The sequence below is a fragment of the Paludisphaera borealis genome, from assembly GCF_001956985.1.
GTDB classification, from domain to species: Bacteria; Planctomycetota; Planctomycetia; order Isosphaerales; family Isosphaeraceae; genus Paludisphaera; species Paludisphaera borealis.
On the sequence record NZ_CP019082.1, the window covers coordinates 24869 to 37774 of the forward strand.

At 63.4% G+C, this 12906-nt stretch carries 15 protein-coding genes; 6 read left to right on the top strand and 9 right to left on the bottom strand.

Annotation, left to right across the window (positions count from 1 at the left end; genetic code table 11):
* Positions 1–255: 255 nt before the first annotated feature.
* Together BSF38_RS00110 and BSF38_RS00115 are read right to left on the bottom strand one after the other, a co-directional pair.
* Complete coding sequence (locus BSF38_RS00110) at positions 256–1152, bottom strand: ArdC family protein (RefSeq protein ID WP_076342910.1); 897 nt, start codon at positions 1150–1152, stop codon at positions 256–258.
* A gap of 397 nt (positions 1153–1549) precedes the next feature.
* Complete coding sequence (locus BSF38_RS00115) at positions 1550–1849, bottom strand: hypothetical protein (protein WP_076342911.1); 300 nt, start codon at positions 1847–1849, stop codon at positions 1550–1552.
* A gap of 90 nt (positions 1850–1939) precedes the next feature.
* On the opposite strand from BSF38_RS00115, the gene BSF38_RS00120 reads away from it, so the two are divergent.
* A complete protein-coding gene (locus tag BSF38_RS00120) occupies positions 1940–3313 on the top strand; it encodes a transposase (RefSeq protein ID WP_076342912.1) in 1374 nt (457 codons plus the stop codon).
* 52 nt (positions 3314–3365) lie between these two features.
* Here the strand turns inward: BSF38_RS00120 and BSF38_RS00125 are convergent, their stop codons facing one another.
* From BSF38_RS00125 to BSF38_RS00155, 7 genes are all read right to left on the bottom strand, one after another.
* Positions 3366–3614, bottom strand: a complete 249-nt coding sequence (locus tag BSF38_RS00125; protein WP_076342913.1) for a hypothetical protein — start codon at positions 3612–3614, stop codon at positions 3366–3368.
* A gap of 55 nt (positions 3615–3669) precedes the next feature.
* Positions 3670–4158: a hypothetical protein gene (locus tag BSF38_RS00130; protein WP_076342914.1), complete on the bottom strand. Its 489-nt coding sequence runs from the start codon at positions 4156–4158 to the stop codon at positions 3670–3672.
* Positions 4159–4199: 41 nt separating this feature from the next.
* Entirely contained in the window at positions 4200–4772 is a 573-nt protein-coding gene (locus BSF38_RS00135; protein ID WP_076342915.1) for a hypothetical protein, read from the bottom strand.
* Between the two features lie 18 nt (positions 4773–4790).
* Positions 4791–5171 carry a hypothetical protein gene (locus tag BSF38_RS00140; RefSeq protein ID WP_083712576.1) on the bottom strand — a complete coding sequence of 127 codons (381 nt, stop codon included), beginning with the start codon at positions 5169–5171 and terminating at the stop codon, positions 4791–4793.
* Between the two features lie 49 nt (positions 5172–5220).
* Complete coding sequence (locus BSF38_RS00145; protein WP_076342917.1) at positions 5221–7101, bottom strand: ParB/RepB/Spo0J family partition protein; 1881 nt, start codon at positions 7099–7101, stop codon at positions 5221–5223.
* A gap of 68 nt (positions 7102–7169) precedes the next feature.
* Complete coding sequence (locus BSF38_RS00150) at positions 7170–7460, bottom strand: SH3 domain-containing protein (protein ID WP_076342918.1); 291 nt, start codon at positions 7458–7460, stop codon at positions 7170–7172.
* 69 nt (positions 7461–7529) lie between these two features.
* Positions 7530–7799, bottom strand: coding sequence for a hypothetical protein (locus BSF38_RS00155; RefSeq protein ID WP_076342919.1), 270 nt, complete (start codon positions 7797–7799; stop codon positions 7530–7532).
* Positions 7800–8629: 830 nt separating this feature from the next.
* Here BSF38_RS00155 and BSF38_RS00160 point away from each other — a divergent pair.
* The 5 genes from BSF38_RS00160 (at position 8630) to BSF38_RS00180 (ending at position 12891) form a co-directional block, all read left to right on the top strand.
* Positions 8630–10258 (top strand): HEAT repeat domain-containing protein, encoded by a 1629-nt coding sequence (locus tag BSF38_RS00160; RefSeq protein ID WP_076342920.1) that lies wholly within the window; start codon positions 8630–8632, stop codon positions 10256–10258.
* Positions 10259–10400: 142 nt separating this feature from the next.
* Positions 10401–10742: a hypothetical protein gene (locus tag BSF38_RS00165; RefSeq protein WP_145951899.1), complete on the top strand. Its 342-nt coding sequence runs from the start codon at positions 10401–10403 to the stop codon at positions 10740–10742.
* Positions 10743–11099: 357 nt separating this feature from the next.
* Positions 11100–11903, top strand: coding sequence for a ParB/RepB/Spo0J family partition protein (locus tag BSF38_RS00170; protein WP_076342922.1), 804 nt, complete (start codon positions 11100–11102; stop codon positions 11901–11903).
* Positions 11904–11970: 67 nt separating this feature from the next.
* Entirely contained in the window at positions 11971–12336 is a 366-nt protein-coding gene (locus tag BSF38_RS29710) for a YkvA family protein (RefSeq protein ID WP_210405664.1), read from the top strand.
* 117 nt (positions 12337–12453) lie between these two features.
* Positions 12454–12891 carry a hypothetical protein gene (locus BSF38_RS00180; protein ID WP_076342923.1) on the top strand — a complete coding sequence of 146 codons (438 nt, stop codon included), beginning with the start codon at positions 12454–12456 and terminating at the stop codon, positions 12889–12891.
* Positions 12892–12906 lie beyond the last annotated feature (15 nt).

The following is a 12906-nucleotide window of genomic DNA, read 5'->3' on the forward strand; positions in this document are numbered from 1 at the left end:
ATACCACGTTCGAGGCGGTTAGGGTCGTCCGTCCGATGGCCCGGCGAGAGTCCTCCGCCGCGTGGTGTCTGCGATCATCGGCCAAATCACGGGCAAAGCTGGATAAAGCCGGTGCAGCGCGGCGAGTCGTGAACTCGTCCGGGCTCCCGAGGGGTCGCGCCGCTTGTGGTATCTGTCGCCGCCGTGCAAGCCACGGCATGCAAACGAAAACGCCGCCCGAAGGGCGGCGTCAGGATTCGGTCGCTCGGTCGGCCCTCAGGGAGCGAGCGGCTGCGGCTGGAGCGAGTGCAGGTAATCGGCCGCCTTCTGGGCGTGGGCGGCGGCCTGGAAGATCGCCCGCTTGTCTTCTTCGAGCACTTTCAGCCAGTGATCGAGGTAGCTGGCGTGATCCTCACGCGGCTCGGCGGCAATGCCCAGGTCACAGCACAGGAAGGCGGCGCCGATCTCGGCCACCAGCTCCTCGCGGGCATAGCCTTCATCGCCGAATTTCTTGCGGCCGAATTCGCGGTCGAGCCGCTTGGGGTGCTTGGTCCAGTGGGTCAGCTCGTGGGCGAGGGTCGAGCAATAGGACTGCGCGTCGTGGAAGGCGACGAAGGGCGGCATCTGCACGTAATCGGCTTCACACGCGTAGTAGGCGGCGTTCCCGCCGTGGCGGATGTCGGCGTGGGTATTGGCGAAAAACAGGTCGGCCGCCTCGATGCGCTGCACCGGGTCGAGCTGCGGGGCGGCGGCGGCGTAGTAGTGATCGGGCAGGCCCTCGATCTGATCGACGTTGAAGACGGTGTAACCCTTCATGAAGAAGATGTCGCGCTCGGCCTCCTCGCCGTCGTCGCCGGTGTCGGACTTGCGGATGCGGTCGGCGTAGACGACCAGCGATCCCTTCGAGCCCTTCTTGACGAAGCCGCCGATGTCCTTCGCCTGGTTGAAGGTCATCCAGATCGGGGCGGCAAAGCCTTGCAGCTCGGCCGACATCCACAGCATCAGCACGTTGACGCCCTTATAGGGCTGGCCGTTGAAACGCAACGGCCGGGTGATGCGGCCTGCGGCGTGCTCGGCGTTCCACGGCTTGAGCCAGGGCCTGACGCCCTTCTCCAGCTCGGCGATGATGGCGGCGGTGACGCGGGTGTAGACGTCGGTGCGGTCGGGATTCATGAGCTTTCTCTCCTTCGTTGAAGTGTCTGGTTGGATGCGTCGCGCGCATTCAACCGGAACGAAGGAAAGGCCTGCTAAGGGGGGAGGACGGTCAGGGCCGGGCGGCGTGGGGGGCACCGGCCTGCACAAGCGCAGCGCGGAAGGCTGGGGGGAAACCGCGCCGGCCGCCGTCAGGGCAGCCTTGACCGGCCGGGGGATCGCCCCCGCTTCCCATCAGCGGGCGAAAGTGCGGCTTGCCGGTCGCTACTGCGACGGGAGCGGAGCGCACCACGAAAGCACGCGGGCGGCGCCAGCCGCGATGGCCGGATCGTGTTTCAGGGGGTGAGGAAGGCGGAAGGAAAGAGAGCGACGATTCCGAGACTTCTCGCTGAACCCGACTGGGCTACTTTTGTGGGCCTTACTGATCTTCGGCGGAGTCCACTGGCCCTCGCTCCCAGGGCGAACCCCTCCGCTCGCGCCACGCTTGCCAGCCCACGGGCAAGTCAGCCAGTTCGGCGAGGCTCGAGTCGCGCTCAACCATGCTGCGTAAGGTCACCAACTTTCCGTCCGTGACATGGAACGAGCCGCCGGTGAGAAACTGCCAAGAGCCATCGTCGGCGTCGTGGCAGACCAGCAGGATGGGCTCGCCCCCGTGGACGATCTGTTGCATGGTGACGGTCATCACATTCGGCGGGTCCGCGAACGGCCAGTCATCCATGCGACGATCCCTTGGCCGGCGACCTTGACGTGGCGAGAGAAAGCCTGCGTGCTTGTGGGTGCTTAACCAGCCCACAGGAGCACGCAGGTCATGGAGACCATCGGCCCCCACGTGCGCACCATACCCATCCGGTGCGCGCCGCGCAAAGCCCCCTGTCCGACATGCGGTAAACTCGGCCATCGCAAGGCCGTTCACAACCGCCAGGTCCGCACCATCGCTTACAAGGAGGTCGTCTTCCTCGACATCACCTACGGCGAATACCGAGCCCGCTGTCGGTGCTGCACGACCTTCCGCACCACCCCTCCAGGCGTCGAACCCCGCGCGCTGTACGACAACAAGGTCCGCCGCGCCGTGCTCGACCGCATCCTGGAGGATGGCATGAGCGTCGAGCGGGTCATCGCCTCGATGGAGCGGGACTTCCTCCTGAACCTCTCCGACGGGTTCGTCTACGACTGCCTCGACTGGCAAGTTCGGCGGCTCGACCTGGCCGATCACCGCCGCTGGGTCCTGGCCCATTTCAGCGGGACCCTCTGCGTCGACGAACTGCACCTGGGCAAGATGACCTTGCTGCTGGCGACCGACCCGTTGAACGACCTGCCGGTGGCCTTCGCGCTGGTCGGCATCAACGACCAACCCCACATGCGACGGTTCCTCCAGAACCTCAAGACCTGGGGGCTTTCGCCCCAGGTGGTCGTGACCGACGGTTCGAACCTGTACCCGGGTATCCTGGCCAAGCTGTGGCCGGACGCCCGGCACCAGTTGTGCGTCTTCCACGTCCTGAAGGATCTCCATGTAGGGGTCCTGGACGCCTTGCGTCGCCAGCGGCGAGCGATGTCACGGCGAGGCAACCGCGGCCGGAAGCGGAGGCGCGGGCGGCCGCCGAAGCGACGGGCGAAGCGGAGGGGCCTGACGAACAAGGAGAAGTCGTTGTTCGTGCACCGGCACCGCTACTTGGTCGTGAAGCGTCGGGAGAAGATGACCCGCCAGGAGCGGGTCGACCTTGCGACGATGCAGAGCTACATGCCCGAGTTGAAGGTGCTCCGTGAGTTCGTCGACCGCCTGGAGGCGCTCTTCGAGGAAGATCAGACCGAGTCCTTGGCCTGGAGGCGCCAGGCCGCGTTGGTGGCGGACCGCCGATTCCATGCGGTCCCGGAACTGGCGCAGGCCCTGGAGATGCTGGCGGCGGAGAAGTTCGTGAAGATGATCGCCTTCCTGAAGAGCCGAGCCAGTCGGCGGGAACGGACGAACAACCATGTGGAGCGGGTCAACCGCAAGCTGCGGCACGAGGAGAAGTCGCGGTACAAGTGGCGGACGCGGCGGACGACGGTGCGGTTCCTGGTACTGTTGCTGGACGGGTACTGGAGGCGAGAACGAGCGATCCGTAAGCGCTGGGCCGATGATCCCCCGACGGAGGAGCCAGAGGACATGGCCTCGAAGCCGACGACAAAGGGCCACGTCGCATGAAAGGGCATCGAGAGGCTGTCGGCTTCAGCGAGAAGTCTCACGATTCCTGGGCTCATTCCCCGAGGGCGATGCCCCTGGCGGTCGTCAGGTTTTTGACGTTGACGCGGCCCGGCAGGTCGGGCTTATCCCATTCGATTTCGGCCAGCGTGACATCCTTGCCGAGCGTTTGGAGCGCCGTCACCTTGCCGCGAGCATGCGGCACGTCGCCGGTATATTGCCCGGTGCTTTGCAGGAACGCCTTGCTATAAGCGACCGTGTCGCCCACCTGGATGGCCTGCGTCCGTTTCACCCAATCGGCCATGCGCCCTCGCTGTTTCGTTGCTGCGCAGCCGGTATAGCGCGGTCGGCAGGTCGTGTCAATTCGCCTGGCCGTCCCCACGCGACCATTCGGCTAACTCGGCCACCATGGCGGCCAGCTCCATCCGGTCGCTGGCGTCATCGGGGTCGAACTCGACCCATTCGCCGCCGGTTAGTATGGGATGCCGCCATTCGGCGCCGCCGCAATTCGCGTAATCCGGCTTTACCTTGCGCTCGAACTGGAACAGATCGTATTGGGCCAGGGCGTCGAGCAGCAGGCTTGCCGTGTCCATGTCGGGCACCGGATAGGTGAAAGGCTCCATCGTCGTCTGCGACATCCAGCTGATCCTCATCTCGACCTCGGTGTCATCGGTGTGGGCGGCCAGCGTTTGCAGAAGGTGGCGGTAATCGCCGGCCATCGCTTCTCGCCGGACGACCTCGATTTCCTCGTCTCTCCATCCCTGCCGCGTCGCGTTTTCCGTGAAAGCGCCGAGCAGCGCGAAGGCGTTGCCGTCGAGGCCTTCCAGCGTCATCCTGACTTTCTTCATCGTTCCTCCTGCGTCCTTGCTAATCGAAAATTTACCCATGATCAAGCGGCTTTGCGCAACTCGGCGACCGCAGCCGCCGCTTCAACGCGGCACACCTCCAGCCCGAAGAATCCCCAACAGGAATCGACCGGATCGGCTTTTTCGCCGTCGCATTCGCCGCAGGTGACGATTCGCTCGACCTCGTAGCCGTACACCTCGCCATTGCACCAGAGCGTATAAGCGCCGCACGCCTGGCGGGCGCGCTTGCGCATGAAATGAAACCGCGTCCTGCCGCCATAGTTGCGGGCGGATTCCAGCGTGTCGGCGTCGGGCAGCCAGAGTCCGGCGAAGCGCACCGAATCCCACGGGCAGGCCGCCCCGGCGGGCAGTTCGCCGGCCACGCACCATAGGCAGCTTCCATGCTCGTAATAACTGAGCGGCACCGCGTCGGCGTTGCTCTCGATCGCCTCCTCGATGCCGTCGGGATCGAAGTTGGCGTGCCGGCGGCTCAGGCTCAGGATGGCGCCCATTTCGCTCCAATCCTCCAGCGGGTTGGGCGCGTCCTCGTCGGCATAGATGGTGATGCGGTAGGTCTGGCCGTTCTGCTCGACGGTACGGGTTTCGATGGCGTCCATGGCGTGATTCCTTTCCGGCTATGCCGCGTTCCCTAACGGCGTGATCTCCCACTCGGCGGCTTCGTAGCCGGGCAAACTGTCGTCATCACCGGCGATGATTGCGGCCAGCAGGCGGCACGCGTCGCATTTCTGCCAGCCTGGATGCTCACAGGATTGATAATCAAGGCAGCGGGCGGCCTTGACAATCTGCACGCGGGAAAACGGGTGGAACGCCGCCCACCCGCACAGCCGGAAGTCGGGCCGGGTGGTTTCGCGATAGCGGTAATTGACGCTCGCCACGTTCTCGGCGTGAAGCATCTCGCCGATGCCAAGGGCGTCGTCACGTCCGAGGATGCGGTTTCTCGCTGCGTAAACCGCCAAGGCGGTGACGTGCGACAAGTTGCAAATAAAAGCACTCACATGAATCTCCATAAATAAGGGGCAGGCCGAAGCCCGCCCCGGTTGAGGGTTACGCCGCTTTGCGGGCGGATTTCTTCGATTTCGGCGTCGCCGGTGCGGTGTCGGTGAACGCCATGCCTTCGGGCAGCCAGCGGGTGAGCTTGGCGATCTGCTCCGGCGTGCGGCCGTGCTTTTCCGGATCGGCAAAGGCTCGCTCAAGCTGAGCGGCCAGCTCGCCCTTCTTGTCGCGGTGCCTCGACTGCGCCCAGGCGTCGCCGAGGGTATCGCGTCCGAGGGCAAGCAGCTGGTCGCGGGTGATGCGGCCAAGGTAATTGGCCACGGTCGGACGCCAGTAACCGGCCACCTCGGCGCCGGTCAGCGACAACGCCAGTTCGTAGGCGGTGGCTTCCCTGCCGGTCGAAAGCTGCGGCTTCAGGCTGCCGGCGACGCACCAGGCCAGCAGATGCAGCTTCTGCGTATCCGACAGGTTGCTGAAAACCCGAAATTGCTCGGCTTCGGTTTTCGGTTTCAGCCATGCCAGCGGCAGCGCCTCCTCGATAGCTTTCAGGGCGTGATCGGCGGCGGTCAGTTCCTTGACCGTCGGGCGGGTCTTCCTGAAATTCACGTCCAGCCCGCTGCAACCGACTAACCGCCGGGACACAGCGTCGTTGACGACGGTGAAGATCAGCAGGTCGAGGGCGACCAGCCGGTTTTTGGCGATTTCCACCTGGGCGATTTGAAGGCGGTTGGCTTCCAGGTCACGCTTGAGCGTTTGGGGCATCCCCTTCGGCCTCTTCGGTATGGCGTCGTCGCCTTTGGCCAGCCGCTTCATGTCCTGTTTGCGCACCAGCCCTTTTTCGATGCGAAGCGAGCCGTCGGTGTCGATCGACACGTAGCACCCGGCGATCTTGATTTCTTCGGGATCGTAGACGGCGAAGCCGGCGATTTGCCGGTCGATGTCGGCAAGCCTGGCTTCCGCCGCTTCCTGTGCCTGGGTCATCTCGTCGGATTCCGTGTCCTCAAGCGTCTGCTCGATTCCGGCAAGCTCTGCTTCGATCAGTTCGCGCTGCCCGGCCAGCTCGGCGGGCATCTCGCCCGGCAGCGGGTGGATGTGGCCGCATGGGTAGATAACCTCCCAATCGCGCTCCGGGCTGATTTCGATCCAGCCCCAGCCTTCGGCTTCCAGCTCCTGCTGGACGGCAGCCAACCTGTCGTTTGCCAGCTCGTGCAGCAGCGCCGCGTTTTCCAGATAAATCGTTTCGCTGAACAAATCGCTCTGCGTTGTGCCACCCGCTTCGCGGTAGGCATCCAGGCCGACGAACTTCGCCAGCTTGCCGTCCGCATCCGCCATTGTGTCGGTGAGGGCGGCCCGGATGGCGCGAGGGTTCAGGGAATGGCTGTCTTTGAGAGCGCGGTAGACCTTCATCTGCCGCTTGCGGTCGTCGGTGATCGCAAACGCCTTCAGACAGTCGAGAGTCAGGTTTTCCTCGCGGTATTCCCTGAGCAGCCGGGGATCGGCGTTGCCGAGCTTCATCAGTTGCTCGACGTATTTAACCGTCTTGCCGAAACGCTGGGCGATCTGCTCGGGCGTGTGGTCGGCGGCGAGCTTGGCAAAGGCCTCGTACTCATCCGCCGGGTGCATGGCGAGCCGCACCGTGTTTGCGGCGAGGCTCGTTTCCAAAGCGCTTTCCTTGCTTCGCACCTGACAGGGCACCGCGTGGTCGGCGGGTAATTTTCCCTCCTTCTGCAAGGCTTTCAGGGCCGCGAGGCGGCGCGCGCCGTCGGTGACGCGGTACGTTCCGTCACCCTCGTCGATGACAACCAGATTGTGCATCAGGCCGTGGGCGTCGATCGAGTCTTTCAGATCTTCGCCGGCTCCCTTGATGACGGTACGACGTGCGTTTTGCGACGACTTCTCAAGCTTGTTGATTTCGATCAATTGATGGTTCATAAGTAAATCTCCATTGAGTTAGGTTCAGTGGTTGTTAAACGGGGCGGGCGGCAACCCGCCCCGGCCTGCTAATAGTCCTCGGGCATGAGGACGGTCGTAACCGAACGGTCGGCTTCGGTGATGATCCAGAAGCGGCGTTCGCCGGTGCCGTAGATCGACAGCAGCCGAAAGCCTTCCTTGAGGGAAAGCTCGTTTTCACTCGCATCCTCGGGGCAGACATCGCCCCAATCACCGGACGCATGCCGGCGCAGGGCTTCATGCACCGCGACGGTATCAAGCCGGCCGGCGGCGTTGGCCGTGATGACCAGCTGTCCGAGCGGGAATTTGGATGCGTTCAATGCGAATATGATCTTGATCATGGTGTCGAATCCCTTCGATGGTTGGACGATGTGCGGCGCCGGCGGGGCATCGCCCCGCCGGCATCACGGTCAGTCGGCGGAATCGGCCGCCTCGCGGGCCTTGCGGGCGGTAGCGTCAGCCGCCATCTGCTTGGCGATCCAGGCAAACGCCATCCGGTGAAGTTCCGCCATGATCAGCAGGTCGTCGGCGCCGAGCGAATCGGTTTCCTTCCATGTCTCGTCGCCCGCCTTGTAGCTGCGCGCGGGGTTGACCGTGTACCAGGTGCCCTTGTCGTTCTTGTTGCGCCAGATCGTCACTGACAGGTTCTGGAAGCGGAATTTGTGAGCCGGTTGAGACATATGCTTTCCTTCGCTTTAGAATTTCCGGCCCCGCCATCGGGGCCTTACAGGAGCGGCCAACCGACGCCTAAGGCGGGAGCAATTGCGACGGTCAAACCGCCGGGTGAGAACGAAACGGCCGCTCGCGGCTGTTTCGCAACGGAAGCCGGTGGTTGACCGGCCCGGCGGCGGCGGTAGGTTCGCGGATAAGGCCTTGTGCGGGGGTGGATTCAAGGAGGGAAGGAAAGGCGTGGGGAAGGCACCGGCTCTATCCGCTCCTTCCGTCCTGGCGTCGCTCTGGAGGAATGGCGTGCAAGGCTACGCGTAAACGGCTACGCCATCAGCCGCGTGTAACGGCGCGGTAGTGAAAGGGCGCGATCGGTGCCACAGGCTCCGGGCGATGGGGCGGCCCCTAGCCGTTAGCGGCATTTCCTGAATGCCCGCCTCTGCCGCCGCAGGCTTTTGCGGTGCGGTTCTTCCCGGACGGTGCCGAGTGACTGGTGATCGGAGAAACGCAAATCGACCCGCTCCGCGGGACGGGCATGAGATTCGGCGATTGCCTACCGGCAATCAATCCCGTAAGCCGTGCCGGGTACGGCCCGGCACCTGCCGCTGCCCTACGCAATCCGGGGCCATCTTCGGTCAGCGGCAGAAAGATGGCAGCCAAGGGGAATTTTTGGCTAAATTGAAGGCCGTCTGGGTGGATGGGACCCCTAAGGATCGTCCAGGCACGCTATCGGCCGCTGCCTGCCGTAGGATGTCGGGCTCCGTCCTCTAATGCGAAGCCTCAGAACCCGATCTGCTCCGGTGACAAGATGGGTGGCTCGAAGAATTCGCTAAATCTCCGCCAAATGATGGAAGCGATCAGGACAAATCGCCTGGACCGCTTACAGCGTCACCTTTCCGACCTGAATCGGCGACGCGCCGAGAGAGCAACGCTTGTCCCCTTGCTGATCGAGGCTCTGGGCGATATTGACAAAGAAGTGCGCCTGTGCGCCTTATTGGCGATCGGCGCAGCCGAGCTTCACTACGAAATCACCTTGGAAAAACTGTATCGAATCTCGCTCGACGATCCGTGCCCGCGAGTGCGGGTGGCCGCAGGTTCGCTATCGCTCTCAGGGAATCAAGCCGCGGTCATGAAAGATCTGGTGGCGTACGACGATGGCCAGCCAGAGTTCCGTTGGGCCGTCGCGATGGCGATGGGTGTCGAGGGGCCCGTTCTCGAGGAAGCGATACCTACACTCATCGAGGCCTTGCAAGGCAGACGCCGGTGGAACGCTCAACGCCAACTGGCACTCATCGGGGAGCCGAGCATCGAGCCGCTTGTCGATTGCCTACGTCAAGCGAACCGGGAAGTGAAGGCATTGGCAGCCGAAACACTCGCCATGATGGGGGCCGCCGCGACCGCCGCTGTGCCCGCGCTGGTCGAAGTGGCGCAGGCCGAATTCTCGGACCCGATTCGGCGCGAAAGACGGACAATCGTCATCGATGCTGAGGCCGAATCGGCCATTGATGAACCCCCTGACGACCCATTCATCTTCGGAACTATACTCAAAGCACTGGGCTGGATCGGACCGGGCGCCACCCTTGCTTTTCCGACTCTGGAGGCGATGCTACCCTACCTCGACATGCCGCAACTCGATTCGGCGCTAATTTCGATAGGTCCCCACTTACCCGACGCGATTTCGCGCGTCGAGGCGATGCTGAATCACCAGCTCGACGGCGTGCGGACGGTCGGGGCAAAGATTGCAAAGCGTCTCGGAACCGGAGCTGCCGGGCTCGTTCCTCGATTAGTCAATTGCCTCACCTGCGAGTGGCCGGAGGCCCGCCTTGCAGCGGCAGAGGCCATCGCGGAAACGGGTCCGGATGCACGCGTTGCGGCTTCGGCATTGGCCGCGGCCCTTGACGATCACGACCTTCGTGTCACCAAGGCCGCCGCCGTGGTGCTGGGCAGGATCGGAACGGGCGCGCGTGATTTCCTGCCCGCGCTGACGTCGGCACAGGCCAGGGTGCGCGACCAACACGACGTCCGGGCGGCGATCATGGAGGCGATCCTTGCCATCGGCGTCGAGCCGGAATGGGGCCTTGACGGGATCGAAGTGCTGGGCGACAGGCCTTTACTCATAAGGGATGCTCTTGAGCGATTTTGCCAGATCGGTCAAATCTGCCGTGACCGGAACTCGGACCGGTTTTCGTTTAAAAAAATGTCCCCCTTAGTTGGGGAGACCGAAAGCACGCTGCGTAGTCGTATCAAAGATGTGTCGAAACTATTTTGCCATTATTTTTCGGATATCGAAAATATTATTACTGCCGAGGACGACGATCTGACAGTCGATCTCACGTGCAAGATTTTTCAACGCGCCGCGCGGATGCCGGTTACGATTTGCCGGCCGTTGGGCTGGCGAGCATGGGAACTCAGTTGCCGCTTCCTGGAACGCCTGGGCCGGGTGGCAAAGGCCTCTCAACATCCGAAACGCTAAAATTCTTGACACCTACTGGATAGATATATTAAGAAGTGTTATCTATTGTTGCTGGCTAGCTGAACTTGATGATATGCCCGATAAGATCCCAACGATCGACTTTACGACTATCGACTTCCCTTCCGACAAGCTGACGATCAAGATGGTCCGCCAGGGGTGGCCGGACGCGGTCGATGTGGACCGGGTTCACGAAGGGGGGCGCGCACCGAATCGGATCTTCAACCGCCATTCGCTCGACAACGTGCTCGGCGACGGGATCATCGACGTTGAGCGCCTGGTGGCGGAACGGGCTTTCAAGCGCGCCATGGGCCAGAACGTTGAGGTCGGCGCGTTCGACAAAGACTCGGACCTGATCGACAGCCTTGCAAGCGAATATCTCCGCTACGGCCTCGCTCGCGGCGAGCATGAAGTGGCGGCGATGGTCCGCCGCATCGAAGCCCAGGCCGAGAGTCAGGCTCGGCAGCACGGCGGCAGGCCGCGCTGACAATTGACCTCGCCGTCTCCGCGCTTCCGCCCCCTTCGGGGTCCCTGCGCTAATCCCCTGCGCAGATTTGGTAATCGCCGATCTCTCGCCAAGAATGATCTGGAAGGCCGAGGTGGCCGACCACAAACCCCCAGGTTAAAGCCTCGCCTTGGTGGCATAGCGCACCGGTCCTGGCAGATTCAGACAGCTTATCGCCAGCGGATTCTCTCTTCAATCCGGCAGCTCGGTGTTGGGCTGGGTGAACCAGCCTATGCCACTCAAAACGCTCCGCATCCGACTTCGGCCGGCAAACCCGCCAGGCCTGCGGTCGCGGTGCGTCCGTGCCTCGCCGTTCTTTGACAATTCGGAGGGACGCTTATGGACAAGATCCTCAGCGTCGCGATCGAGGAGCTGATGCCCGATCCGACGCAACCACGCAAATCCTTCCTCGATGAGGAAATCGAACGGCTGGCCGCGTCGATTCGGGCCAGGGGCATCCTCATGCCTCTGCGGATTCTGCGCGACGAAGAGCGGCGCTGCTGGCTGATCGCCACGGGCGAAAGCCGGTGGCGCGCCGCCCGGCTTGCCGGCCTGAAGACGGTGCCTTGCATCGTCGTCGATGGACAACCCGACGAAGCCGACCTGCTGGCCGACCGGGTGATCGAGAACCATGTCCGCCACGATCTATCCGCAATGGATCTGGCGCGTGCCCTGGCCAAGCTCAAGCTGCTGAAGAAATGCACCTCGCAGCAGCTGGCGAAAGAGCTGGGCATCAGCGGGGCGGCGATCACGCGGGCGGAAGCCCTGCTGTCGCTGCCGGAAGACGTTCAAACGCTCGTCGAATCGCGTGCCGTGCCCGAGAGCACGGCCTACGAGATCAGCCGCATGCCCGACGCCGACTCCCAGCGCGAGCTGGCGGCGGCGGTGGCCGACCGGCGGCTGAAGCGCGACGCCGTCGCCAATGCGGTGCGGGACCGCATCGGCAAGCGCGCGGTCAAGCCCAAGGCCGGTCGAGTGGTTTGCCGCCTTGGCGGCGGCCTTTCCATCTCGATCAGCGCCAATGACGCGCTGGACTGGACAACGATCATCGAGGCCATCGACCGCATCCGGCGAGAGGCCCGAAAGCTCAGCGACAACGGATCGGAAGTGCAGGCACTCGCCCGTTCGTTGCGGGCGTCCTGACGGATTTCCCGGCCAGGGATGGCCATCACCCCCAAGCAAAGGGAGAAGAGCCTTGGAGATTCTTATCATGCTGATACTAGCCGCTGTCTGCGGCATCTGGATCTGCTCGCAGATGAAAACGCTGCCACAGCCTCGGCTGCCGGAGGGAAGGCACCTGCCGACAACGGTGCTCGCGCCGCTCAGGCCGGCGGCAGCGCCCTCGCATCAACCGATCGACACTCGCGGCTGCCCGCCGCACCCGTATTTCTCGCCGTACCCGTATCCTCCCGCTCCGCCGGCGAAGCTGAATATCGGCAAGTACATCGCCGCCGGGCTGTGCCTCGCCTACATCATCTCGCCCATCGATTTCATCCCCGATGTCCTGCCGCTCGTCGGATGGGGGGACGATGCCGTGGCGGCCCTGGTCGGCCTGGGTTCGCTGCTGTCCCGGTGACATCGAAGCTGCCGATCCATGGCGGCGGCTCAGCGCGAGCCGGCGCCGGTGGATCGCATGAAACCTGATTCTTAACCGATGACTCGTTCCCCACCAGCACCCAAAAGGGAGGCATCGATGATCGAGACACTTACCACGGCGTTGGTCATGTCAGCCCGCCCGCACGTCATCGCATTCGCCGTCGGTTTGTTCTTCGCACGCCGAATGCGCAATGACATGCCTGAGCCCTCGCGGTTCGCCCAGCTCGGTTTCGGCATCATGCTCGTTGCTACCGTCGCGTTCAATGTCTGGTTTGCCTATGCGACCCACTTGATGCAGGAGCGCGGTAGCGAAGCAAAGGCCACCATGTTGTTGAACGCGGCGTCCCTGATAGGCAGCGTCTTCCACGCCGTCGCCGTGAGCTGCCTGCTCAAAGCGATCTACGCCGGGAGGGCGGAAGCGTCGGACATCTCACAAGAAAACAGCGAACCCTGCACCGTCGAGGTGGTCGGTCACGGGTCGATCGCCCTCCCCTCACCCCGTTTCGATCACGCCCGTTCGGAGTTTCCAGCATGATAACCCCAAGAATGC